Here is a 23645-nt window from a genome sequence, read left to right on the forward strand (position 1 = left end):
CGGAGCAGGCGGACCACCCGCGCGAAAGGGCCCCCCATGAGACTCGGCGAGCTGCACCCCAACATCCGGCTGCGCATCGGCGTCGGATTCGTCCAGCGCCTGCTGGCCGTCATGCTGATGCCGCTGCTGGTGATCCGCCTCTCGGAGCTGTACGGGCCGGCCGCGGCCGGTGCGCTGACCCTGGCCGTCGCCGGTGCGGGCATCGGCGCGAACTTCCTCGGCGGCCACCTCGCCGACGTGTACGGGCGGCGCCCGGTGCTGGTGGCCGGTGAACTCGGCGCCACCCTCACCTTCGCCCTGCTGGCGCTGGCCAACTCGCCCTGGTGGTCCTCCGGATGGGCCACGTTCGCGCTGTTCCTGCTCAACACCTGCTGCTCGCAGCTGGCCACACCCGCCGCCGAGGCGATGATGGTCGACGTCTCCACGCCCGAGAACCGGCCGCTCGTCTACACGATCAACTACTGGTCGGTGAACCTGGCCTTCACCGTGGGCGCGCTGATCGGCGGCTTCTTCTACGAGGCGCACTTCGCCCGGCTGCTGACCGGCGCGGCCGTGCTGAGCGCGCTGACCACGGCCGTGATCGGACGCTGGCTCAGCGAGACCGCGCCGCAGACCGGCAAGGAGACCGCCCGCGGTGTCGGCGCCATGGCGCGCGGCTACCTGGCCGTCGCCCGGGACACGGTCTTCCGGCGGGTGCTGATCGCCGCCGCGCTGATCTCCGCCGTCGAGATGCAGATCGGCTACTACATCGCCGTCCGTCTCGCCGACGAGTTCCCCACGCAGGTCCTCGCCCGGGTCGGCTCGTGGGCGCCCGCCGTGGACGGCACGGCGATCCTCGGCATCCTGCGGGCCGTCAACGCCGCCCTGGTGGTGGTGCTGGTGCTGTTCGCCAAGGGCCTGCTGACCCGGCTCAGCGACCGGGCCCGGCTGTACGCCGGCATCACCGTCTTCACCGTCGGCTACATGGTCTGGGCGGTGAGCAACACCGGCTGGGTGCTGATCGCCGCGGCCGTGCTGCTCACCGTGGGTGAGATCGCCGCGGTCCCGGTACGCCAGGCGCTGCTCGCCGACCTCGTCGACCCCGCGGCCCGCACCAAGTACATGGCCGCCTACGTCCTCAACGCCCGGGTCGGCCTGCTCGTGGCCTCCCTCTGCGTCACCCTGGGCGCCTTCGTCCCGGCCCTGGCGATGAGCCTGCTGTACGGGACGGCCGGCCTCGCCGCGATCCTGCTGTACCGCTCACTGCTGCGGGTGCGCGCGGAACGCCGGGCCGCCGAACAGGAACAGGCACCGGCCCAGGCCGTCTGAGCCACACCGGACGCTCCCACGGACAGCCGGCCCCTCCCGGAGCGGACACCCCTGGGGCGGCCGGCCCCTCCCGGAGCGGACACCCCTGGGGCGGCCGGCCTCCGCCCCGCGCGGGCCGCCCGGGCGGCTGGACGCCACCGCCACTCGGGCACAGCCGCCCCGGGGAGGCGGCACCCCCTGGGGGCGCACGGCCAACCCCGAACTCGACCCCGCGCGGGCCGTCCGAACGACTCCTGACACCACCGCCACCTCCACGGGGCAGCCGTGCCCTCCCCCACCCGGAGCGGGCACCCCTGGGCGGCACGGCCACGGCCCGGCCTCCGCCCCGCGCGGGCCGCCGGGGGCGGCTGCGGACGCCACCGCCACTCCCACGAGCAGCCGCCCTTCCCGCCGAGAGCGGGCACCCCGGCTGCACGGCCGGCCGAGCCTCGGCCCGCGCGGGCCGCCCGGGGCCTCCGGGCAGCTGCAGACACCACCCCACTCGGGCAGCCACGCCTCCTGGGGGCAGCGGCTCCTCCCCCGGAGTGGCCACCCCCGGCCCCGCGGGCCGCCCGAACGGCTCCGGACGCCCCTCGGGCAGCCGGGCCCCGGGAGGCGGCACCCCGTGTGCGCCGGGCCGTGCGGACACCCCCGACCGCACCGGCGCGGGAGGCTCCCCCACCGGGCCGCGGGCCGTCGTACCGGCCCGGACGCCGCCGTCGCGGGCGGGCCCGTGGCGGCTGAGCAGCCTCGGAGATGCCCCCGCGCGGCCGGGAAGCCGAGCATGGTCGCCGCGGGCAAGGCGCCCGGACCTTTCCCGGATGAGGTGCTGAGCAGTGACGGTGGACATCGCACAGAGCAACACGCGCGGCATTGCCTCGCTCTTCAACTCGGCCGTGGCCGCCTGGGCCATCGCCGCCGCCTGGGAGATCGGCGCGCTCGACGAACTGCACCGCACCCGGATCCTGGACACCGCCGACTTCGCGGACCGCCGGGGGCTGGACCCCACGTCGACCACGGGCCTGTTCCGCGCGCTCGCCGCGGTGGGCCTGGTGCGGCGCGAGGGCACGGTCGTCACCACGCTGGACGGCTACGACGAGATGTACCGCAGCAAGTCCTTCTTCCACTGGCTGGCCCGGGGCAGCGCCGAACTGTTCCGGGAGATCCCGGACGTGCTGCGCAACGACAACCGCACCGGCTCCTTCTACCGGCGCGACTCCGCCGCCATCGCCTTCGCCTGCCGGGAGATCGACCAAGTCACCTACGCGCCCACCTTCCGGGCCGCGCTGGGCCGGGTGGACTTCCCGTTCACCCGGGTCGCCGACCTCGGCTGCGGCAGCGGCGCCCGGCTGATGCAGATCCTCGACCGTCATCCCGGCGCCACCGGGGTGGGCATCGACATCGCCCGGCCCGCGCTCGACGTGGCGCGCGCGGAGGCCGCCGCGGCGGGCCTGGACGACCGCACCGCGTTCCTGCACGGCGACGTCCTGAGCCTGGCACCGCGGCCCGAGTACGCCGACGTGGAGCTGCTGACGTGCTTCATGATGGGCCACGACTTCTGGCGGGACGGCCGGCGCGAGAACGCGGTCGCCACCCTGCGACGCCTGCGCGAGGCCTTCCCGGCCGCCCGCCGGCTGCTGATCGGCGACGCCACCCGCACCGACCTGCCCGACACCGACCTGCCCGTCTTCACCCTCGGCTTCGAGCTCGGACACGACCTGATGGGCACGTTCCTGCCCACCGTCGCCGACTGGGAGTCCGTCTTCGCCGAGGGCGGCTGGGAGCTGGTGCGCACCAACCGCATCGAGATGACCGTCGGAGAGGTCATCTTCGAACTGGCCTGACCCGGAGGCTCCCGTGATGACGACATGCGCGACGGCGGTCGCCCGGACCCTGGCCGACTGCGGTGTCGGCCACGCCTTCGGTCTGGTCGGCGGCGGCAACATCCTGGCCACCGCCGCACTGACACGGGCCGGTGTGCACTACACGGCGGCCCGGCACGAGGGCGGCGCGATGGCCATGGCCGACGCCTACTTCCGGGCCACCGGACGGGTCGCCGTGTGCACGACCACGCACGGGCCGGGGCTGGCCAACACGGCGACCGCGCTGGCCGAGGCCGCCAAGAACCGCAGCTCCGTCGTCCTGCTGTGCGGCGACGCCCCGGTGGCCGGCCCGCGCGCCCACGACATCGACCAGAGCGCCCTGGCCGCCTCCCTGGGCGTGCCCGTCGTACGCCCGACGGCCCCCGACACGGCGGTGGCGGACACCGTACGGGCCGTGCGCACCGCGACCGCCGAGCAGTGCCCCGTGGCGCTGTTCCTGCCCGCCGACCTGACCGACCGTGAACTGCCCGCCGTACCCGTGCCCGCGATGCCACCGCCGCAGGCCCACGCCGGGGATTCCGTCGAGGTCGACGAGATTCTCACCCTCCTGTCCGGTGCCCGCCGCCCGCTGCTTCTGGCCGGGCTGGGCGCCTGGCGGGCGGACGCGGCGAAGATCCTCACCGACCTCGGCGACCGGCTCGGCGCGCTGCTGGCCACCACGGTCATGGCGAACGGCATGTTCGCCGGGCACCCCGCCGCGCTCGGCCTGTGCGGGGGGTTCGCCTCCCCGCCGGCGGCCGCCCTGATGGGCGAGGCGGACGTGGTGCTGGCGTTCGGCGCCGGCCTGGACGACTTCACGCTGCACGGCGGACGGATCCTCGACCCGGCCGCCCGCGTCGTCCAGATCACCCTGGAAGGGGCCCGCGCGCCCCGCGCGGACCTCGCCGTACGCGGTGACGCGGCGGCCGTGGCCACCCGGCTGCTGGACGCGGCCGACGAGCACGGCATCGCCCGTTCCCCGTGGCGCGAGCGGGCCGCCGCCTCCGGTGCGCTCCGGCGCGCCGCCGGCGGCTGGGCCGCCCTGCCCCACCCCGACGCCTCCGGCGGCGGCCGGATCGACCCGCGCACCCTGACCCGGGCGCTGGCCCCGCTGCTGCCCGCCGACCGCACGGTCGTCCTGGACGGGGGTCACTTCATCGGCTGGCCGGCCATGTACTGGCCGGTGCCGGACCCGGCGGGGATGGTGTTCACCGGCGCCGCCTTCCAGAGCATCGGACTGGGCCTGGCGGGCGCGGTCGGCGCGGCCGTCGGCCGGCCGGACCGCACCACGGTGGCCGCCGTCGGCGACGGCGGGGCACTGATGGGCCTGCCGGAGCTCGACACCCTGGTGCGTTCGGGCCGTTCGGCGCTGGTGGTGGTCTACGACGACGCGTCCTACGGCTTCGAGGAGCACATGTACGGGCCCCGGGGCGCCGACGCGGCCACCCTGCGCTTCGGCGACACCGACTTCGCCGGGGTGGCGCGGGCGCTCGGCGCGCGGGCCGTCACCGTGCGGAACCCGGACGCCCTGGACGTGGTGCGGGAGTGGACCGCCGAGGGGGCCGTGGGCACCCTGCTGCTGGACTGCAAGATCTCCCGGGACGTGCTGGCGCCGTTCCTGTCCGACCTGCTCGGCCACTGACCACAAAGGGGGGTCCAGCCACGGTGAACCGTGCCGACGGGGCAGGCATGGGCGGTGTCGATCAGCCGCGTGGCTGCCTCTCACCGAGTGCGGGACTGGCCGGGGCCCGCCACGGCGGCGGGTTTTCCCTGCATGAGAACACCGACCGCACCGGCACACGTCGGCTCAGTCGTCGGCCGTACCGGGCTCCACGACCCACTCGGCCTTGAGCCCGCTCACCGAAGCAATCATGTCGAAGTCGCCGTCGTAGTGCAGGACCGTGGCCCGGTGCCGTTCGGCGGTTGCCGCAATGAGGACGTCGGCCAGCGACAGCGCGCGGTGAAAGCCGGCGTTCAGCGCCAGGCCCTGGATCTGGAGTGCCCGCTCGAACTCCTGATCGTTGCAGGGCAGGTAGTCGAAGCCGCGGAGCAGGGTACGCAGTCGCAGCGCTTCGGGCTTGCCGCGTGCCGAGTACAGAACCTCGTACTCCGTCGGGGCGCAGACCGCGAGGAGCCCGTCGCGGTCCAGCACATCCAGCCGCGCCCGCACCGCCGCCTTGCCCCGACGGGCCAGCGCCGACTTGTCGATGAGATAACGCCCCTTCACGCCGCCGAGGCCCCGCCCTCACGCTTGAGCGTGCCGTCCGGATTACGTGGCCCGGTCTGCGAACGGATCTCCGCGAACGCGTCCTCGAACTCCCCCTGGTCGATGGCGTCGAACAGCTCCCGGCGCAGCCTCAGCTTCACCCCCTCCTCCATGGCCGCCCGTACCGCGGCGGCCTTGGTCTTCACGCCGTACACCCGCATCGCCTGCTCGACGATCTCGTCGTCCAGATCAATCACAGTCCTGGCCATCAGCCATCCCTCCATAGCCTCACACCAACGATATCAGTTTGAACTAAAAAATGGTATCGAAGTGCCGACATGGACGCCCCGCTTCGGTGACAGCCGACCTCCCGTTCCTCTCGCTGTCCGACCTGCTCGGCCGCTGACGGCAGAAGGACCGGCGAAAGGAGCGGCCGGGACCCCTTTCCGGGGTCCCGGCCGCCCGCTCGGCGCCGCGGGGGATGTCAGCCGCCGAGCAGTCCGGGGACGGAGCCGCGCAGGTGGTCGAAGGAGACGAGGTCGGGGGCGGTCCAGCCGTCGAGGTCGTACTCGGACAGGCACTGCTCGGCGAACGCCTTGTAGTCGTCCATCTGGCCGGAGGCGGTCTGGGCGAACAGCAGCTCGGCGCGGGTCGCCTCGTGGTTGCCGGCGTAGTTGCGCTCGTACAGCTCGTGCCGTCCGCCGAACTCGGTGCCCACCGCGTCCCACAGCAGCTTGAGGACCTTCACCCGCTCCTCGGCGACGATGCCGCCGGAGCCGCGCAGGTAGGTGTCGAGGTAGGGGCGGATCTCCGGGTTCTTGAAGTCCTGGGCGCTGGAGTTGAGGTAGATCAGCCCGCTGGCGACGTCCTGCTGGACGATCTCCTTGACCCGCGGGTAGCCGATCTGCATGAACCAGCGGTAGGCCATGCCGTACTGCGGGTTGGGCAGGACCGCGCCGTCGCGCCACTTCACCGGGTTGCGGGCGGCCGCGTCCGACAGCCCCCAGAACAGGTTGCGCCAGGCGAGCACCTCGCCCAGGCGGGTCTGGACGCCGCGGAAGTCCTGGGTGCCGGTGATCTCCAGGGCCTTGGCGAGGAGCCCGGCGATGAACTCCAGCTTCACCGCCAGGCGGACGCAGCCGTGGAAGGTGAAGCGCTCCATGAAGCCCGACTGGCCCGAGAACATCTGGACTTTAGCGGTGTCGCCGTAGACGAAGACGTTCTCCCACGGCACGAGGACCTCGTCCAGGACGAGGATGGTGTCGTTCTCGTCGAGCCGGGAGGACAGCGGGTAGTCGAAGGGGGAGCCCATCACCGCGGACATGGCGGTGTAGGAGGGCCGGCAGATCAGCTTCACGCCCGGCGCGCCGGTGGGCACGGTGGCGATGAGGGCGAACCTCTTCTCCTTGACCGGCAGTCCGTGGTGGGCGATGAAGTTCGCGTGGGTGAGCGCCGAACCGGTGGCGACCACCTTGGCGCCGCTCACCACCAGGCCCGCGTCGGTCTCCCTCTCCACGCGCACGAACACGTCGGAGACCTTGTCGGGGGGCAGGCTGCGGTCCACCGGCGGGTGCACGATCGCGTGGTTCCAGTACAGGACCTTCTCCTGCGACTCCCGGTACCAGCGGCGCGCGTTGTCGTCGAAGGGCGCGTAGAAGTCGGCGTTGGCGCCCAGGGTGCCGAGGAACGCCGCCTTGTAGTCGGGGCTGCGGCCCATCCAGCCGTAGCTCATCCGCGACCAGGCGGCGATGGCCCGCTGGTCGGCGACCAGGTCCTCGGCGCTGCGCGGAGTGGTGAAGAAGCGGTGCGTGTACCCCCCCGACCCGGTGTCCGTGCGTGTGGTCAGCACGTCCTGGCGGGCGGGGTCGTGGAGGGCGTCGTAGAGGCGGGCGGTCATCCGCGCCGGGTTGGCGAACGCCGGGTGCGCGGTGACGTCCTTGACCCGCTCCCCGTAGAGGAAGACCTCCCGGTCGTCACGCAGGGTCTCGAGGTACTCCTCTCCCGTCAGCGGCCGTGTCCGGTGTCCGTCCGCCGGGTCCGCGGCGGCATCCTGCTGATCGGTCATGCGTCTCATCGTGGCAGCCGCGCCCCGCCCGGGCTTCTTCCCCCGTGCGGGGCTGCGGCCGGTCCGCGGGCGAGGTGGCGAAGTCGCTGCGGGAGCCCGGTTGCGCAATCCGGAAGGTGCCGGGGCCGCCCGCCGCGGTGTGAGGTCGGGGCAGCACGGCTGGTTGCCCCGACCTGTCACGTCCCGGGAGGACTCACGATGCTCACCGCCGACATCCCCACGCGTGCGCAACTGGTTCAGCGCGCCGCCGAAGTGGCGCCGCTGCTGCGCGCGAACGCGTCGAAGGCCGAGGACGCCGGCCGGCTCCAGGACGAGACGATCGAGGCACTGGCCGGGGCCGGCGTGTTCCGGCTGCGGACGCCCAAGCGGTACGGCGGCTACGAGGCCGACACCCGCACGCTGGTCGACGTGGCCGCCGAACTGGCGCGCGGCGACGGGGCGGCCGCCTGGACGGCGTCGGTGTACTGGATCCCCACGTTCATGGCGTGCCTGTTCCCCGACAGCGTCCAGGACGAGGTCTTCGCCACCCCCGACGTGCGGATCTGCGGCACGCTCAGCCCGTCCGCGCAGGCCACGCCCGTGGAGGGCGGCATCGTCGTCAACGGCAAGTGGAGCTTCGTCAGCGGCGCCCCGCACGCCCACTGGCAGGAGATCATCGCCGCCCAGGAGATGCCGCACGGGCAGCACCTGCCGCTGATGGCGCTCGTGCCCATGGACCAGCTGGAGATCGTCGACGACTGGGACACCTCCGGGCTGCGCGGCACCGGCAGCGTCTCCACCGTCGCCCGGGACCTGTTCGTCCCGCAGGAGCGGGTGATGCCGCTGCCGGCGGTCCTGTCGGGCCAGTACGCCTCGCAGCTCAACGCCGACACCCCCGCCTACCGGGCCCCGCTGCTGCCGGTCGCCGCCGCCTCGTCGGTGGGCACCGCGGTGGGCCTGGCCCGGGCCGCGCAGGACGCCTTCTTCGAGCGGCTCCCGGGCCGCACCCTCACCTACACCTGGTACGCCAAGCAGGCCGAGGCCGCCGTGACGCACCTCCAGGCCTCGGAGGCGGTCCTCAAGGCCGACCAGGCGGAGTTCCACGCGCACCGGCTGGCCGGTCTCGTCGACTCCAAGGCCGCCTCCGGCGAGGAGTGGACGGTGCTGGAACGCGCCCGCGCCCGCGCCGACCTGGGCACCGCGGTCCGGCTGGCCAAGGAGTCCGTCGACATCTTCGCCTCCGCGTCGGGCGGTTCGTCCGTCTACCGGGACGTGCCGATCCAGCGGATCACCCGCGACATCCAGGCCATCACCCTGCACGCCCTGATGAACCCGGCCACCAACGCCGAGCTGTACGGCCGCGTCCTGTGCGGCCAGCAGCCGAACACGCTCTACATCTGAGCCCCGCACCGCACCGGCCCGCACCGCCCCGCGCACTTCCCACACCGCGAAAGAGAGCACTCATGACCACGCAGACCACCGCCCCGGCCGTCGAGATGTCCGACGAGGACAAGGCGGCCGTCGCCTCCCTGCCCCAGCGCGTCGTCGAGGCGTGGGCCGCCCACGACGCCGACGCCTTCGCCGAGGTGTTCACGCCCGACGGGACCCTCATCCTGCCGGGCGTGTACGAGAAGGGCCGCGACGCCATCCGCGCCTTCCTCGCCGCCGCCTACGCGGGCCCCTACCAGGGCACCCGCGTCACCGGCACCCCCATCGACATCCGCTTCGCCAACGAGGGCGCCGGCGTGCTGATCACGCGCGGCGGCATCCTGGCGCCGGGCGAGACCGAACCGGCCCCCGAGCGTGCCGTCCACGCGTCCTGGGTCGTCGTCAAGCGGGACGGCCGGTGGTTCCTCGCCGCCTACCAGAACAGCCCCCGGCACGCCGCGTGAGTACGGCGGGCGACTCCACCGAAGGACGGAAGGACGGAACGAAGGTGACAGCGATGACCGGTGCGCGGGGTGACCGCGCGGTGGTGCTCGGCGGCGGCATGGCGGGGCTCCTGGCCGCCCGGGTGCTCGCCGGCTCCTACGGCGAGGTCCTGGTCGTCGAGCGTGACGACATCGGCCGCTCCACCACGGCACGCAAGGGCGTGCCGCAGGGCCGGCACGTCCACGGGCTGCTCGCCCGCGGGCAGCAGATCCTCGACGAGCTCTTCCCCGACTTCACCGACGAGGCCGTCGCCGCGGGCATCCCCACCGGCGACCTCGGCGAACTGCGCTGGTTCTTCGGCGGTCGGCGGCTCAGCCCCCGCGCCACCGGACTGGTCTGCGTCTCGGCCACCCGGCCGCTGCTGGAGAGCCGGGTGCGCGCGCGGGTGGCCGGCCTCGGCAACGTCACCTTCCTGGAACGCCACGACATCACCGGCCTCGTCACCGACGGGGACGGGGCGAACGTGACCGGCGTACGGGTGCACGGCCACGAGGAGGGCGCCGAGGAGCGCACGATCACGGCCGACCTCGTCGTCGACACCACGGGCCGCGGCTCCCGCACCCCGGTGTGGCTGGAGGAACTCGGCTACGGGCGCCCCGAGGAGGACCGGATCCGGATCGACCTCAGCTACACCACCCGCCTGTTCCGGCTGCGCGACGACTCGGTCCTGGACGGCGACCTGTCCATCAACCCGGTCACCTCACCGAGCCACCGGCGCGGGGCGTTCCTGTCCCGCATCGAGGACGGCCTGGTCGTCGTCTCCCTGACCGGCGTACTGGGCGACAGCGCGCCCGCCGACCTCGACGGCTTCCTCGAGTGGACCCGCACCCTGCCGGTGACGGACATCCACGACGCGATCCACGACGCCGAACCGGTCGGCGACGGCACGGTCTTCCGGTATCCCGCCAGCGTGCGGCGCCGCTTCGACCGGCTGACCCGCTTCCCGGGCCGCTACCTGGTGCTCGGCGACGCCGCGTGCAGCTTCAACCCGGTCTACGGGCAGGGCATGACGGTCTCCGCGCTGGAGGCCCTGGTGCTGCGCGACCACCTGTCCCGGGGCGAGGTCGACCCGCTCGCCTTCTTCCAGGACATCTCCGGCGTCATCGAGGTGCCGTGGCAGTTCTCCGCGGGCGCCGACCTCGGCTACCCGGAGGTGGAGGGCGAACGGACCCCCGAGTGGGAGCAGTCCGGGATGTACATGGCCAGGCTGCACGCCGCCGCCGCGGTGGACGGCGAGGTGACGGCCACCTTCATGCGCGTGGCCGGCCTGGTGGAGTCCCCCGCCGCCCTGATGACCCCCGACATGCAGGACCGCGTCACCCGCGGCTCCGAACAGCCCCAGCCACTGCCCGCCTGACCCCGCTCTCCTCCAGCTCCGATCAACCGGGGCAGAGAGCAGGCGCCCACAGAGAGAAGGGGGCGGTGGACCGCATGGTCCCCCGCCCCTCGATCCCTCGTCACCCTCACTGACGTCCTGAATGGAAGGGGCCCGGCACTACGCGGCGTGGCCCTCGCACCGGTCACTGCCTTCAAGGGGAGCAGTCCGGCAGATGCGGGTGTGCCCGGGGGCGCGTGTAGGTGCAGCGCCCGAGGTCGGCAGCGCGCTCGGGGACGCGCAGCTCGCACGGCAGTCCCGCAGCCTGGACGGAACGGCAGCACCAGGTCTTCGGGCAGGTGTCGTACGACAGCACGGCGTCCAGAGGCTCCATGCACAGCGGTTCCGACAACTGCCCGAGCCAATCGGCCAACTCCCGCTCGTAGTGGGCTCGTGACAGCTGTGCCAGAGCGCGCAGGAGATCCGGCGTGGCCTCGACGTACCACTCGTCATGGTCGAGACCGTTGACATAGCCGGGGCGCGGGCGCAACTGACTGGCTGCTTCGAAGACCGCCGCGACACTGCCCGTGGGGGTGTCCTGCGCACCCGTCGTACCGGCTTCTTCCGCGCGGACGGCCGGCTCACCGTCGTAGGCGACATCCGAGCGGTACGCCTGGACGTAGCCGGCCGGGCCGAGCCGGAACTCATGAAGACCGAGAAGCTGCCCGTACTCGACCGGGTTCCGACAGCGGCTGCCCTTCCTGGTGCGAGCGACGCACTGCAACGCGTGGGCATCGCCATCGGGGCTGACCCACAGGCGACCGCGCAACACGACGAGTTGCCGTGACTTCGTGACGCCGCTCCGTCTGCCTGCGTGCGAAGGCGCGCGGACGGGTCGGCCTTCCGGCTTCCCGGGCTTCTTTCTGTCCATGGGGGTTTCTCCTCGGCAGGCGGCACGGTCACCGCGCCTGCTTCGCGGTGACCTGAAGAACGCCCCCAGGCGCTGTGCGCATCGGTGCGGAACGCCGGTTCCCGCGATCGGCTTACTCCCCCTGTTGCTTTGACCGCCCGTCCACGGACGGCACGGACGGTCGCGAAGCCGCCGTGCCCGTGCGGTCGGCGAGGGTCAGTGGACGCGCTTGAGACGAACCGGCTTGGTGATGGAGGTGACGTTTCCCCTGGCCCTGGCCTCGGCCTTGCGGGCTTTCTCGTCCAGGTGGAGCTGGAAGCGGTACTCGTACTCGTCCTCGAAGTCGCCGGCGTCCAGCCGCATCTCCCGTGGGAGGGCCTTGACGGCTCGCTGTTGCTCGCGCGGGTCGTTGTAAGCCGCGATCATCGGGTGGAGCTGGAAGCGGCCACGGCGGACCACGGTGACGAGCCGGGCGGCGACCAGGTGGGGCATGGCGCGGCTGATCATGCCGCGCTCCATGGCGAGGCCGTGGGCGAGTTCGTCATGGGTGGCGACGACCATGCCTCCGGGTTCCTGCTCGGTCATCATGTGCAGCAACAGGGCGTAGGCAGTGGGGGGCAGCCGGGGCACGTACGCGAGACCGTTGAAGCTGCCCCACAGCACGTTGCGGCGCGGCGCCCATTCCTCGGTGGCGGACGTCATGACATCGCCTTCCCTTTCCCATCCGAATCCGACCCCTTGCGCACTTCAAGTCTCGTGCCGGGAGCGGCCATGGCCCGGAACGCTTCGGGTGCGTCCGGGTCCTCCAGGATCTCGCGCAACAGGTCCAACTGTTCCACCCTGGCACCCGTACCCGTCTCGGAGCGCTTCCTCCCGCCCTCCACCGGCTCCCTGATCCCGCCCCTGAGGGATGCGGCCGGGTTGAGCTGGTAGAGGCCCCGCTGGAGCCTGCGCAGCGCGCCGTCGGCCTCCAGGACGCCGAAGGCACGGCTGATGTGAGGCCGGCTGTACCCGAGGGCCTCCGCAACGTTCTCGTGCTTGACCTCGATCAGACCGCCTGGCTGCTGAGAGCCCATCAGGTGGAACAGCACGACGAGCACGAACCGGTCGGCGTCGTAGCGGACGGCGGCCCAGCGCATGAATTCCAGGCTGTCCATGCAGAACGCCTCGCCGATGAACCCCGTGCTGGAACCGAGCGGGAAGACCTGAGCGGCATGGCCGGCGGGCAGCTCGATCGTGGGGCCGGAAGACCGGTTGTACGCGGTGGGCGGCGGCTTCGGGCGCCGCCGACGACCGGACGGAACGCCGGGCAGCTTCGGTACCGCGCTGCCGTCCAGGGGCCCTGAACTCATGGGTCGCCGCTCCTCGATCGTCCTGGCGTCGGAACCATTGAGGCAGATCCGTGGCAGTAGTGCCACCGAAACGTGGCAGCAATGACACGAAAGTCGTCCAAACACCAGTCCGAATCCGGCTTCTGCCTGCGGATTCCATCCGAATCGCCCACTGACCCGCCGTGCGTCGTTTCGTGGCAGTAGTGCCACAAAACGACGCCGTTAGGTCAGGAACGGCTGACCTCCGTACGGAGATATGTCAGTCCAGGGCTGACATATCTTTCCAAGCTTGGGTCTCTGACCTGCGGAAACGCGCGGCTCTTCTCTCTAGAGCGTGCGCGCGCGTGATACCGGTTCTCCCCGCCGTGATCAAGCACCGCCACGCCGTGGAACCGGCCCTGTCAGCAGCAGTGCCAGAGGCCGCTCGCCGGACCCCGTCGTGGCGCGCGCGGCTTCGCGTGCGGCTCCGCGGCCCCGTGCAGGTCCTGGACAGCACCAGCGGCTCTGCGTCTCGGGCGGTACCGGCCGTGACGCTCAAAAAACGCGGAAGCGTGGCTGGGGCCGGTGGACGGTTCCGCCGCCTGGCCCCGGGGGGCCATTCGGCTCCGGTACCTCCGCACGCCGAATGCCGTGGCTCCCCCGGCGGGGCTTCTGTTCTGTGGCTGAGCATTCCAGGCTGTTCCGACTGGAGGGCTACCAAGCGCTCAGCCGGGGGCCGGTGTGACACTCAACCGCGCCCGTGCCCGAAGCCATCAGCGGCTCAGGACCACGTCCCTTGGTGCGGGTTCCACGTGCCGTGTGCTGTGCCGGTGAGCATGGGGTTGAGGAAGGCTTCGGCTGCCGTGGCCGCTTCGGCGAAAGTACTGCAGCCTTGCAGCCCGAGGACGATGGCCGCTTGCTTGGGGTATCCGTCGTGCCAGTCAGAGCCGGGGGCCTCGAATGCAACAGGGAGCAGTACCTGGGTTCCGAGGCTGCGCCGGCGCTCTGCTTCCCGCTGGAGAGCCTGGCAAGCGGCTCGGCCAGGCACTGTTTCCTGCTGACTGATCAGGAGGAGGTCGGCCAGGTCACGGTAGCGGTTGGATCCGTGTTCGCCGTTTCGGCCGTGGCGCTCATACATCGCGCAGATCTTGTCTGCGATGTGGTCAATGACGGGGTAGAGGCGGACTTGTGGCCAGTCGACGGGCCATGCGATGTCGACGGCGGACTGCAGGGTGCGGATCTCGGGGGTGCCGGCCAGGGTGCGGCCGACAACGAGGTCGACCTTGATGGTGGCGACGTGAGTCTGTCCGAGGAAGACTGTGAAGTACTGGGCGCCGCCGCGGCCTTCATCGCTGTGTTCGAGGAACTTCCCGGGCACGTAGCGCAGGTAGTCGCCGAGGTCGAGGGAGGCCGCGGCGATGACGAGTTCCCTGGCCTCCTCCGCGGTGCGCTCGGGCTGAGCGCACTGCAGGTCGATGTCCTGGCTGAGGCGGGCAGCTCCGCGGTAGCGGACGAGGAGCGCCTGGCCGCCCTTGATGAGCCAGTCGTCGGGTTCCTTGGTGAACACCCGGGCGGCGAGACGGTTGAAGTAGAAGATCTTCATGAGGTCGGAGACGCTCATGCCGGTCTTCTTCGACATGGTCTTGGCGGCTTGGGTCAGGGCCGCTCGGAACGCCGGCGGACTCGCGTAGGTTTTCCCCATGTGCGGCTTGCTTCCCCCGGCCTCGCGGAACCCGATGTGCTGGGCGGTTGACTCTAGCGGGGGGTGGGCTTGTCGTTCGACTCGTCTGGATGTTCTTCGTCCGACTCGCAGTCGTTGTCCGGGGCAGCATCGTTCCTGTTGCCGAATGGCGCGGCGTCCGGTTGCCGCAGGGCGCGGACCGCTCGAGCCGTGGCCGGACCGGACATGGCCAAGTGCCCCTGCAACGCCCGTTGGGTTTCAGGCGACAAAACCGACGTCATCTTCAAGGCTTGCACTGCCGGCAGGAGGCCGCTCATCGCGCCGGACTGCTGGAGCATGTCCTTGAGACGAGACGAAGGCATGGTGTTCCTGAGTGCTTCTTTGAATGCCGATGAATCCAGCAGCTCCTGCAATGCGCGCAACACGCTGCTGCCAAGGATGTCGGGCATGGCGGCGTCGAGCGCTGCGCCGATGGCAAGGCCTTCTTCGCCGGCGCGGGCCACCTCCTGGGCGTGCAAGGTCCGTCCCGCCTGGCCCACCAGGTGCTCGACAAGCTCATAGCCCGTGGCCGCAGGGCGAAGGCCGTACTTGCGCGCGTATGGCTGGACGGCTTGTGCCAGCACGTTGATGTCGACAAGGTCACGGCGTTCCGCATCTGCGATCACCCCGCCGACGTGACCGCCGTCTGCCTTTGTCTGCAGGAGGTCGACGATGGTGCGCGCTGGGGTGGTCACCGGCAGGCCATCGACAAGGGTGATGTCTGCGGTGGGCAGGTCAGCGGTGCGCAGCCGGACGAAAGGCTCTGTGGTCGTGCGCCGGCGGGGCACACTGATCTCCACGTCGGGGGCAGGGATGTCGCCGAGGGAGTGCAGCTGACACGCGGAGGCATGAGAGACGACGCCCGAGTCCGGGCCACCGATGGGGCGCTCCCATGCGGGCACGGTGGGCTGCAGACGCAGCCAGGCCACCTTGATCTCCAGGTGACGAGGCAGCCCGGCGGCCGGCACGGCATAGACGCCTCGGCCGACGTTCTCCAGCAGGCCGGCCTCCGTCAGGCGCTTGAGCTGTACGGCACTCAAGCCGTGCGCTTTGGCCTGCGCGGCGGTCACCAAGCCCCACTGATCGGCTGCCACACCGGACAGAATCGCCAGCTGCTCAGCACGCTCCATACAGAGAAGATTACATAGTCTTGCAGAGTTTGTTGCATCTTAGAGGTAACAAACTCTGCATCTCTTCGAGGTTGACGTAACTTTCTCTGCCGACACACGCACGTCATCGACACCCGCGCCAGCTTCGGCTTCACCCGGCCCCCGGCAGAGCAGCGGTGCCTCCGAAGACGGCGCGGTCAGAGAAGCGGGCAGCTGAGGGGCAGGACGCGTTCGGTCAGGTGGCCGGTGAGGTGGGTGTCGGTGAGGGTGGGGTCGGTGAGCCAGTCCGCCGCGGTCAGGTGGTCGGTGAGGGGTTGGAGTTCGGCGGGGCCGACCGGGACACGGGTGGTGAGGGTGTCCAGCGTGATGCCCTGGCTGTCGGGGCCGAGGCGGCCCGTGGCGTCGGTGTGGGCGGCCAGGGTCAGGGCGAGCAGCCGGGTGGCGGCGGACGCCCTGGTCTTGCGGAGCTTCTTGTCGGTGACGACCCGCTGGGCCCAGCCGGAGAGCTTGGGCCGCGTCTTCCGGCCGAACGTGAACGGGCCGGTCCCGTCCTCGGGGGGCACCAGGGAGGGGACGGTGATCGGGGTGGGGTTCTCCGGCCGGGAGGCGAGCAGGTCGCCGGCGGTGCCGGGGAGGGACAGCCACCCGCAGCCGGTCAGCTCCTCGACCAGGCCTCCCGGATCGGTCAGGCCCAGCCCGTTGAGGTCCTGGCCGACGAGGTTTCCGGTGCCGGTGTGCGCGGTGCGCAGGGTCAGCATCAGTACCAGCAGCCGGGCGTCCGGTCCGGGCAGCGGGGTGTGGCCGGCGACGTGCGTGAGGACGGACCGTACGTGCTCCCACTGCGTCGGTACGGTCAGCAGCCGTGTCACGGCCGGCCCGTCGCCGTGCGTGTGGTCGCCGGTGCGCTGCCGGTGCTGGAAGCGGATGGTGGCGGCGGCCTGCCCGGCGCGCCCGGCCTCCTCGCGCAGGGTGTCGTCGCCGGTGACGGCGGCCCAGGTGGTGAAGGCGCGGGCCTTGCGTTCCTGGAGGTCGGCGAGGAGCGCCAGGTCGGGCTGCTCGCGCCGCTGGTAGGCGCGGAAGAGGTCGCCGAGTTCGGTGAGTTCGTCCCGCAGGGTGTCGGGCAGCAGGTCGTGCGGGACGATCCGCTGGGCGATCTTCCCCTGCCGGGGGCGGCGCCTCGCGGGTACGGAGCGGGGAGTCGGGGCCGGAGCCGCCGTCCCGGCGGGGGCCCGGTGGTCGGAGAACTGGGGCACCCCCACACCCGCGTGGGCCGGGCGTTCGGCGGTGCGTGGGGCGGGCGTCCGGGAGCTGCCCACGGTCCTCGCCCCGGGGGTGGCGGCCGCGCACCGCGAGCAGCACTCCATCGCCTGCCACCAGCGTCCCTCCCGGTCGGTGACGACGGCGAGGACGACCGGGCCGCCGCACCGCCAGGGCTCGGTACGCGCGGGGCGGCCGGGGCCGGGCAGATGGGTGCGGCAGCCCTCGGTCCGGCACGCGCAGTACGCCCCGTCCCTGGGGGCGGCGGCGCGCAGGTGGGCCCCGAAGTGGGCGACCGCGGCCGCGCGGCCGGCGGCCGCGGTGGGCAGGCGCTGCTCCGCACAGGCGGGGCGGCTGCACGTGACGCGCACCGCCGTACTGCCCCGGCCGACGGCGTCCAGACGCACCGTCCACCAGCGCCCCGGCACCCGCTCGTCCCGTTCCTCCACCGCGGTCTCGGTCATCCCGCGTTCCCTCCCCCTGCGTCGTCCGGTGCCCGCCGCCCGCCCTTCCACAGCCTGCGCGGTGCACGGCGAGCCGGGCGGAGCGGCGTCACCCGGTCAACGCCTCGGGGCGGAGGTGGTTTCTCTCAGGGATGTGGCAGTTCGGGTCGGTGCAGCCGCCGGCCGGTGCGAGTGCCCGAGCCGGGGACGCGTGTCCAGCCACTCCGGGCAACAAGCCGAACCGTCCGACGGCCCTCGTGAACGTCCTGCGTCCACGAACCGCGGGCAGGACTGGAACTCCCTTGTCAGAGCGTGCGCCGGCCCGCACAGGGAGCGTTTCCCACGTCGGCCGGCCGGTTCTCCCGCCGCCCAGGTCGGTGACCGCGCCAGGGAGGACGCCTCACCCGTGATCCCAGTTCCGAAGGGCGCAGATGTCCCAGGAGAAGCGACGCAGCCGGGCCTGCTCGACGTGGCCGGCCGTGTCCCCGTAGTCGGTGTTGAGATGGCGGCCGAGGACGACGACAGCCACGCTGCGGGCACCTGCGGCCTTCAGGGCGGCGGCCGCGGACTGGGCGTGGTTGCCGGTGGTCCAGGTGTCGTCGACGAGCAGGACGTCGTCGCCCCAGAGCGCCGACGACGTGTAACGCGACGGAGACACCGTGCGCCCGAGTGCGGCCGCGTCCGGAATCGGCGCGAGCAGGTCCCGGTAGCGGTCCCTGGTCGCGCCCACCATGTGGGCGGCCATGGTGCGCAGTGGATGGTCCGCCCGGCCACTGGTGCTGGGCACCGTGGTGACGATGCCGAACCCCGGGACGGCACACCTGTCCGCGATGCAGCCCTCGTGCGCGGCGAGAAAACGCCACAGCACCGCTGCCAGTCCCATGCGGAAGTACTGCTGCTGAGGACCTGCGGCGTTCTTGTACCGCCAGAGCTCGTTGGCGTACTGCTCCCGCTTGAGGGCCAGGCTGACCGGAACCACGGTGTCGGCGACGCCCGCCCCGAGGATTCCGCTTGCCTCGTGGCACGGCCAGCACGTCGGATACCCCGTCTTGGCGGGACCACGGCAGACCTGGCACACGCCGGGTCCCGGCAGCAGCGGGTGGACGAGGAAGTTGGCGTAGCGGGCGGACAGCCCGACAACGGTGGTCATCCGGGGGCTGCCCGCTACGCCCAGGTCAGCTCGCCCGTGGCGGGGACGAGGGAGTCGAGCTGCCGGAAGACGTCCTCGGGACCGTCGATGACGGTGGTGTTGGGCCGGGTCGCGTACGCGCGGGCCCACTCGTGCGTCATCAGGGACCGCATGAGGAAGACCCGGCGGCCGTGCTCCAGGGCGAGGCGGGCCTGCATCCGTGCGCCACTGCGGTAGGCCGCCTCGATGACGACAGTGGCCAGGCTGTAGCCGCTCATCACCGCGTTGCGCATGGGGAAGGATGTCTTCGACGGCGGCGCGTCCGGCCAGAACTGTGAGATCACCAGTCCTCGCTCGGCGATCTCCTGCTGCAACCGGGCGTTCTGTGCCGGGTAGGTACGGCGCAGACCGGTGCCGACGACCGCAACCGTACGGCCGCCGACAGCGAGCGCGGCGCCGTGCGCGGCCGTGTCGACCCCGGCCGCCAGTCCGGAGACCACCGTGACGCCACGCTCGGCGAGCCCGCCCGCGACGGCGCGGGCGTGAGCGACACCTTCCGGCGTGGGAGTGCGGGTGCCGACGACAGCGACCCTCGCATCGTCCTCGACCGGCGTGCCACGCAGGAACAGGAACGGCGGGCGCTGGTGGACCAACCGCAGATAGAACGGGTAGTCCTCGTCCAGGATCGTCACCAGGCGCATCCCCTCGCGCTCCCACGCGGCGATCTCGCCGGCGACGGCCTCCAGGTCCACCGCGGGTCCGGTGTCGAAGAGCGCTCCTTGCCCCGAGGCGTCGAGCGCGCTGTCCAGGACCTCCCGGGCACTGCCCACCGACTCGATCTGATCGGTGAGATCCGGCCAGGAGCGATCCCCGCGCCGCATCAAGGCGACAAGCGCGGCACGCTCCAGGTCATGGTCCATGCCAGAAGTATAGGAAGCCGACTTCGTCCGGGCGGTCGAAGGGCAGGGAGGAGGGTTTTCGCCGACCGTCCGACCGCACTCCGGCAGATCGCGGACTGGAACCGGACCGGCCGGATACGAGGCGCCGGACCGGGCGGACGCCCCGTACGCGCGGACACGACGACGGGGGCCGTCCCGCGCGTGGCGGGACGGCCCCCGGGCGGGACGGCGGCGTCAGGAGAGGTCAGGAGGCGGTGGTGGCCAGGGCCGGGACCGTCAGGCGGACCGGCAGGCTGCGGTGGCCGTTCATGATGAACGTCGGCAGCGGCTGGAGCTCCTCCCGGGGCACGGCCAGCGACAGGTCCGGGAAGCGTGCGAAGAGGCGGGACAGTCCGGTGCGGGCCACCAGGCGGGCCACGCCCACGCCGAGGCAGTAGTGGGGGCCGAACCCGAAGGACAGGTGCTCCTTGTCGGCGCGGGTGAGGTCGAAGGCGTCCGGGGCGTCCGGGTGCAGCCGCGGGTCGCGGCCCACGGCGCTGTAGTTGACCAGGATCGGGTCGCCCTTGGGGATGGTGACGCCGTCGAGTTCGATCTCCTCGGCGGCGTAGCGCAGCGGCAGGTGGGCCAGCGGCGACTCCACGCGCAGCGTCTCGTCGATGACGTCGTCCCAGGTGGCCTGTCCGGAGCGGACCAGTTCGAGCTGCGCGGGGTCGGACAGCAGCGCGGTGATGGCGTTGTCGAAGAAGTTGATGGTGGTCTCGGAGCCGGCGCCCAGGATGGCGAAGATCGTGTCGGTCAGCTCGTCCTCGGACAGCCGTGAGCCGTCCTCGTCGCGGGCGGCCACCAGGTCGCTGGTGATGTCCTCGCCGGGCTCGCGCCGCTTGTCGGCGATCAGGTCCGCCATCGCGCCGCGCCAGCCGGCGAGCACGGCCTGGGCCTGGTCGGGGGTGATGGTGGTGTCCACCATGGCGTCGATGACCTTGGCGGTCTTGGCGCGGGCCTCCTCCGGCATGCCGATCAGGTCGGCGACCAGACGCGCCGGCAGCGGGTAGGCGAACCGCTCGCGCAGGTCCACCACCTCGCCGGGCCCTGCCTGCGCCAGCGCGTCCAGGAGCTGGTCGGTGAGCTCCTCCACGCGCGGACGGAACGCCTCGGTGCGCCGCGGGCTGAACGCCTTGCCGGTCAGCTTGCGCAGCCGGACGTGGTCCTTGCCGTAGGCGGTGACCATGTTGTCCATGGCCACCCAGCTGATCAGCTCCCAGTCGGGCCGTATCTCACCGCTGCGGAAGGCCGGCCAGTGGTTGCGGGCGCTCTTGGTGACCCGCGGGTCGCCGAGCACCTTCTTGATGACGTCGTGGCCGTTCAGCGACCAGGCGAGGACGCCGCCGGGCAGTTCCACCTGCACCGCGGGGCCCTGGGCCCGCAGGACGGCGGCTTCGCCGTGGAGGTCCCGCCCGGTGGTGTCGAGGGCGAAGGGGCAGCCTTGCTCCATGGGATTTTCCCTGTCTGCAGAAGGGGCGGGGGCGGTCACTGGCCGGTGCCGAAGTGGGCGCGGGCCAGCTCCCGGCCGGCGTGCGAGGCGAGGAAGACGCCGTTGCCGGCGTGGCTGTGCAGCATCGACAGGTCGCGCCAGACCCGTTCGACGCGCTCCCCGGCGCGTACGGAGCTGGAGCCGGCGGTCGGGAACAGCTGGCCCTCCACGGCCCTCCAGCACAGGCGGACCACCTCACGGCTGATGGTGGCCAGCCGCAGCTCCTCCTCGCGGGTGAAGGCCGCGGCGTCCTTCAGGCAGAGCTGTTCCCACTGGCGTACGGCCTCGGTCATCGCCGCGTCCGCGGTGGCGATCATGCCGGTGGCCTCGCCGAAGCGGAACTGGAAGTCCGGGTCCTCGGTGCGCGGGACGATCGGGAAGAACGTGGTGGTGCGGGTGCGCATCAGCTCCTCGTAGGCGTCCAGCGCGCCGCGGGCCATGCCGACGGCGAGCGCGCCGAGTTCGAGCAGCATGAAGCTGAGCGGGCCGCCGCCGTACTCGGGGCCGTGCAGCAGGCGTCCCGGCAGGGCGTCGGTGACCGGGATCTGGCTGAGGTGCCCGGGCAGGGTGCGGTGGGCGGGGATGCGGGCGCCCGTGATGCGGATGCTGTGCGAGCCGCTGCCCTTGAGGCCGAGCTGGTCGCCCCAGTCGTCCAGGCGCTCGAACTGCGCCCGTTCGGCGATGAACAGCATCGGCGCGGGCGGCTGGTCCGGGGAGTCGAAGACCAGGGTGTGGCCGATGAAGTGGGTGGCGTAGGGGGCGCCGGAGCAGTAGTTCCAGACGCCCTCCACCTGCCACGACCCGTCCTCGGCGCGCGTGGCGGTGCCGGCCGGGGCCACCGTGGCCGGGCAGACGAAGTCGCCGCCGGCGAACAGTTCGGCCTGGGTGCGCTCGTCGAACAGGGTCGCGGCGACCAGGGCGTGGGCCGCGCCGAACAGGTACATCCAGCCGGTCGACGGGCAGCCGCGGGCCAGCGTGGTGGCGACCCGCATGAACGTCGACGGGCCGAACTCGTAGCCGCCGTAGCGGCGCGGCACCAGGATGCGGTAGAAGCCGGCGCGGGTGAACGCCTCGTGGGTGTCCTCGGCGTAGTAGCCGCGCCGCTCCGTCTCGGCCTGGCGGGCGGGCAGGAGCGCCGCCAGTTCCTCGGCGCGGGCGACGATCTCGTCCGGGGTGAGGTCCGGTTCCGGCACGGCCGCGCGCGGCGGGGACGTCTCGGGCAGGGTGGAAGTCATCGTGGATCGGTCCTCTTGCGTCGAAGGGGCGGCCTGCGGCGTGTGCCGGTCACAGGTGGGACAGCGGCGTGTGCGGGGCGCTGCTCAGCACCGCGAGCAGGTGGCGGAACTGCTCCACCAGGTCGCGGGCCGTGCTCTCGTCGAAGCGGTTGTGGTCGAACTTCAGGCTGCCCGCGAGCTCCCCGCCGGGCAGGACGTCCATCGCCCACAGGCCGCCGTTCGGGATGGCGGAGCTGACCCGCTGGGACAGGGTGCGGCGCCGGATCTCCGTGAAGCGGGGCCCGTCGGTCTCCTCCTCACCGTCGAGCGGGAACGCCGACTGGAGCACCTCGAAGGCGACGACGGCCAGGTCGCCGTCGGCGAACGGCGCGAGCAGGGCCGGGTTGTCCTCCGCGATGCGGGCGAAGGGGATCTCGTGGCGGTAGGCGTTCACGCAGGCCGCGCGGGAGCGGTCCAGCACGTCGGCGAGGGTGGTGCAGTCGCCGGTGTCGACGCGGATGGGGACGAAGTTGAAGAACGGGCCGACGGTGTCCGCGAACCGCTCCTCGTAACGGCCCGAGGAGAAGGTCGGGAAGACGACGTCGGTGCTGCCGGTGCGCCGGCGCAGCAGCACGCTGTAGGCGGCGGCCAGCACCATGAAGGGGGTGCAGCGTTCGGCCCTGGCGAACTCCACGACCTGCTTCGACAGTTCGGCGTCGAAGACGAAGCGGTGCACGCCGTAGTCGCTCGGCAGGTCCGGCCGGTCCGGCCGGTCGGAGGCGATGCCGGTGATCTGCGCCCCGTCGAGGCGCTCGCGCCAGTGGGCGCGGGCCCGGTCGATGCGCTCGTTGCCGGCGTTCTCCTGCTGGTAGCGGGCGAACTCCCGGTACTGGACCACCTCGCCCGGGCCGCCCGTGCCGCCGGCCGCGCGGGCACGGTAGGCGGCCACCAGGTCGCGCATCAGGATCTGCAGGGACCAGGCGTCGGTGGACGTGTGGTGGGTGGCGAGGACGAGGACGGCGTCGGTGGCGTCGAAGCGGCCCAGGAAGGCCCGCAGGTGGGGCAGTTCCCGCACCGGGAACGGGGCGGCGTCGAGGTCGCCCAGGAACTCCTCGGCGCGCAGGTCGCGGGAGGCGGCGTCGGTGGCCGGCAGGTCGGTGACCTCCAGGACGGCCGGGGCGGGCGGGTGGACGGTCTGGTGGCCGCCCTCGTCGTCGCCGGTCACGGCGGTGCGCAGCACTTCGTGCCGCTCGACCACGTCGTCGAGGGCGTGCCGCAGGGCGTCGGTGTCGACGGCGCCGGTGACGCGCCAGCCGCACACCAGGGTGTGCCGGTGGCCGAACGCGCCGTCCGTCTCGCCCTTGTCGAAGGCGAGCAGGAACTGCTGGTTGTACGACAGCGGAATCCGCTGGGCGCGGGCGTCCGGCTGCGGCGCTGCGGCGGTGATGCTCAAGGTGACCAATCCTTTTCCCGGTCG

Annotated in this window: 20 protein-coding genes; 6 read left to right on the forward strand and 14 right to left on the reverse strand. The window is 72.2% G+C overall.

Features of this window, described 5'->3' with window-relative positions:
• The first annotated feature begins 36 nt into the window (after positions 1-36).
• The 3 genes from IE172_RS26030 to IE172_RS26040 all read left to right on the forward strand — a co-directional run bounded on the left by IE172_RS26030 (position 37) and on the right by IE172_RS26040 (position 4791).
• Complete coding sequence (locus tag IE172_RS26030) at positions 37-1308, forward strand: MFS transporter (protein WP_190099747.1); 1272 nt, start codon at positions 37-39, stop codon at positions 1306-1308.
• Positions 1309-2123: 815 nt separating this feature from the next.
• The gene (locus tag IE172_RS26035; RefSeq protein WP_190099748.1) at positions 2124-3131 is read left to right on the forward strand and encodes a methyltransferase domain-containing protein; all 1008 of its coding nucleotides are present in this window, start codon (positions 2124-2126) and stop codon (positions 3129-3131) included.
• Between the two features lie 16 nt (positions 3132-3147).
• Positions 3148-4791 carry a thiamine pyrophosphate-binding protein gene (locus IE172_RS26040; protein ID WP_190099749.1) on the forward strand — a complete coding sequence of 548 codons (1644 nt, stop codon included), beginning with the start codon at positions 3148-3150 and terminating at the stop codon, positions 4789-4791.
• A gap of 165 nt (positions 4792-4956) precedes the next feature.
• Here the strand turns inward: IE172_RS26040 and IE172_RS26045 are convergent, their stop codons facing one another.
• From IE172_RS26045 to IE172_RS26055, 3 genes are all read right to left on the reverse strand, one after another.
• Positions 4957-5376, reverse strand: a complete 420-nt coding sequence (locus IE172_RS26045) for a PIN domain nuclease (protein ID WP_190099750.1) — start codon at positions 5374-5376, stop codon at positions 4957-4959.
• Positions 5373-5624 (reverse strand): type II toxin-antitoxin system VapB family antitoxin, encoded by a 252-nt coding sequence (locus tag IE172_RS26050; RefSeq protein WP_190099751.1) that lies wholly within the window; start codon positions 5622-5624, stop codon positions 5373-5375. Before IE172_RS26050 ends, IE172_RS26045 begins: the two co-directional genes overlap by 4 nt.
• 215 nt (positions 5625-5839) lie before the next feature.
• Positions 5840-7420, reverse strand: coding sequence for a 4-hydroxyphenylacetate 3-hydroxylase family protein (locus tag IE172_RS26055; protein ID WP_190099752.1), 1581 nt, complete (start codon positions 7418-7420; stop codon positions 5840-5842).
• A gap of 198 nt (positions 7421-7618) precedes the next feature.
• Between IE172_RS26055 and IE172_RS26060 the strand changes: the two genes are divergently transcribed.
• The 3 genes from IE172_RS26060 (at position 7619) to IE172_RS26070 (ending at position 10688) form a co-directional block, all read left to right on the forward strand.
• Positions 7619-8800 carry an acyl-CoA dehydrogenase family protein gene (locus IE172_RS26060; RefSeq protein ID WP_190099753.1) on the forward strand — a complete coding sequence of 394 codons (1182 nt, stop codon included), beginning with the start codon at positions 7619-7621 and terminating at the stop codon, positions 8798-8800.
• A 62-nt stretch (positions 8801-8862) separates the two neighbouring features.
• On the forward strand, positions 8863-9291 hold the full coding sequence (locus IE172_RS26065; protein ID WP_190099754.1) for an SgcJ/EcaC family oxidoreductase: 429 nt from the start codon (positions 8863-8865) through the stop codon (positions 9289-9291).
• 53 nt (positions 9292-9344) lie between these two features.
• Complete coding sequence (locus IE172_RS26070; RefSeq protein WP_190099755.1) at positions 9345-10688, forward strand: FAD-dependent oxidoreductase; 1344 nt, start codon at positions 9345-9347, stop codon at positions 10686-10688.
• Between the two features lie 172 nt (positions 10689-10860).
• Here the strand turns inward: IE172_RS26070 and IE172_RS26075 are convergent, their stop codons facing one another.
• From IE172_RS26075 to IE172_RS26125, 11 genes are all read right to left on the reverse strand, one after another.
• The gene (locus IE172_RS26075; RefSeq protein WP_229886397.1) at positions 10861-11577 is read right to left on the reverse strand and encodes a hypothetical protein; all 717 of its coding nucleotides are present in this window, start codon (positions 11575-11577) and stop codon (positions 10861-10863) included.
• Between the two features lie 195 nt (positions 11578-11772).
• The gene (locus IE172_RS26080) at positions 11773-12258 is read right to left on the reverse strand and encodes a hypothetical protein (RefSeq protein WP_190099756.1); all 486 of its coding nucleotides are present in this window, start codon (positions 12256-12258) and stop codon (positions 11773-11775) included.
• Positions 12255-12908, reverse strand: coding sequence for a type IV toxin-antitoxin system AbiEi family antitoxin domain-containing protein (locus IE172_RS26085; protein WP_190099757.1), 654 nt, complete (start codon positions 12906-12908; stop codon positions 12255-12257). The genes IE172_RS26080 and IE172_RS26085 overlap by 4 nt, the downstream gene beginning before the upstream one ends.
• Before the next feature lie 739 nt (positions 12909-13647).
• The gene (locus IE172_RS26090; protein ID WP_229886399.1) at positions 13648-14568 is read right to left on the reverse strand and encodes a nucleotidyl transferase AbiEii/AbiGii toxin family protein; all 921 of its coding nucleotides are present in this window, start codon (positions 14566-14568) and stop codon (positions 13648-13650) included.
• Positions 14569-14621: 53 nt separating this feature from the next.
• Positions 14622-15716: a type IV toxin-antitoxin system AbiEi family antitoxin domain-containing protein gene (locus IE172_RS26095; RefSeq protein WP_190099758.1), complete on the reverse strand. Its 1095-nt coding sequence runs from the start codon at positions 15714-15716 to the stop codon at positions 14622-14624.
• 176 nt (positions 15717-15892) lie between these two features.
• Complete coding sequence (locus IE172_RS26100; protein WP_190099759.1) at positions 15893-17416, reverse strand: hypothetical protein; 1524 nt, start codon at positions 17414-17416, stop codon at positions 15893-15895.
• Between the two features lie 379 nt (positions 17417-17795).
• Positions 17796-18545, reverse strand: coding sequence for a hypothetical protein (locus IE172_RS26105; protein ID WP_190099760.1), 750 nt, complete (start codon positions 18543-18545; stop codon positions 17796-17798).
• Between the two features lie 14 nt (positions 18546-18559).
• Positions 18560-19444, reverse strand: coding sequence for a DNA-processing protein DprA (locus IE172_RS26110; protein WP_190099761.1), 885 nt, complete (start codon positions 19442-19444; stop codon positions 18560-18562).
• A 223-nt stretch (positions 19445-19667) separates the two neighbouring features.
• Positions 19668-20915: a cytochrome P450 family protein gene (locus IE172_RS26115; protein ID WP_190099762.1), complete on the reverse strand. Its 1248-nt coding sequence runs from the start codon at positions 20913-20915 to the stop codon at positions 19668-19670.
• A 35-nt stretch (positions 20916-20950) separates the two neighbouring features.
• Positions 20951-22189, reverse strand: a complete 1239-nt coding sequence (locus IE172_RS26120) for an acyl-CoA dehydrogenase family protein (RefSeq protein WP_190099763.1) — start codon at positions 22187-22189, stop codon at positions 20951-20953.
• 49 nt (positions 22190-22238) lie between these two features.
• The gene (locus IE172_RS26125; protein ID WP_190099764.1) at positions 22239-23621 is read right to left on the reverse strand and encodes a condensation domain-containing protein; all 1383 of its coding nucleotides are present in this window, start codon (positions 23619-23621) and stop codon (positions 22239-22241) included.
• Positions 23622-23645: the final 24 nt, after the last annotated feature.

This window comes from Streptomyces griseoflavus (assembly GCF_014649995.1).
Lineage (GTDB): Bacteria > Actinomycetota > Actinomycetes > Streptomycetales > Streptomycetaceae > Streptomyces > Streptomyces griseoflavus.

Excerpts from the sequence above, each read along its gene's own strand:
- IE172_RS26055 (WP_190099752.1), bottom strand. The coding sequence starts at position 7,420 with ATGACCGATCAGCAGGATGCCGCCGCGGACCCGGCGGACGGACACCGG.
- IE172_RS26030 (WP_190099747.1), top strand. The coding sequence starts at position 37 with ATGAGACTCGGCGAGCTGCACCCCAACATCCGGCTGCGCATCGGCGTC.
- IE172_RS26110 (WP_190099761.1), bottom strand. The coding sequence starts at position 19,444 with ATGGACCATGACCTGGAGCGTGCCGCGCTTGTCGCCTTGATGCGGCGC.
- IE172_RS26095 (WP_190099758.1), bottom strand. The coding sequence starts at position 15,716 with ATGGAGCGTGCTGAGCAGCTGGCGATTCTGTCCGGTGTGGCAGCCGAT.
- IE172_RS26100 (WP_190099759.1), bottom strand. The coding sequence starts at position 17,416 with ATGACCGAGACCGCGGTGGAGGAACGGGACGAGCGGGTGCCGGGGCGC.
- IE172_RS26080 (WP_190099756.1), bottom strand. The coding sequence starts at position 12,258 with ATGACGTCCGCCACCGAGGAATGGGCGCCGCGCCGCAACGTGCTGTGG.
- IE172_RS26040 (WP_190099749.1), top strand. The coding sequence starts at position 3,148 with ATGACGACATGCGCGACGGCGGTCGCCCGGACCCTGGCCGACTGCGGT.
- IE172_RS26085 (WP_190099757.1), bottom strand. The coding sequence starts at position 12,908 with ATGAGTTCAGGGCCCCTGGACGGCAGCGCGGTACCGAAGCTGCCCGGC.
- IE172_RS26050 (WP_190099751.1), bottom strand. The coding sequence starts at position 5,624 with ATGGCCAGGACTGTGATTGATCTGGACGACGAGATCGTCGAGCAGGCG.
- IE172_RS26090 (WP_229886399.1), bottom strand. The coding sequence starts at position 14,568 with ATGGGGAAAACCTACGCGAGTCCGCCGGCGTTCCGAGCGGCCCTGACC.
- IE172_RS26070 (WP_190099755.1), top strand. The coding sequence starts at position 9,345 with ATGACCGGTGCGCGGGGTGACCGCGCGGTGGTGCTCGGCGGCGGCATG.
- IE172_RS26060 (WP_190099753.1), top strand. The coding sequence starts at position 7,619 with ATGCTCACCGCCGACATCCCCACGCGTGCGCAACTGGTTCAGCGCGCC.
- IE172_RS26065 (WP_190099754.1), top strand. The coding sequence starts at position 8,863 with ATGACCACGCAGACCACCGCCCCGGCCGTCGAGATGTCCGACGAGGAC.
- IE172_RS26115 (WP_190099762.1), bottom strand. The coding sequence starts at position 20,915 with ATGGAGCAAGGCTGCCCCTTCGCCCTCGACACCACCGGGCGGGACCTC.
- IE172_RS26120 (WP_190099763.1), bottom strand. The coding sequence starts at position 22,189 with ATGACTTCCACCCTGCCCGAGACGTCCCCGCCGCGCGCGGCCGTGCCG.
- IE172_RS26075 (WP_229886397.1), bottom strand. The coding sequence starts at position 11,577 with ATGGACAGAAAGAAGCCCGGGAAGCCGGAAGGCCGACCCGTCCGCGCG.
- IE172_RS26105 (WP_190099760.1), bottom strand. The coding sequence starts at position 18,545 with ATGACCACCGTTGTCGGGCTGTCCGCCCGCTACGCCAACTTCCTCGTC.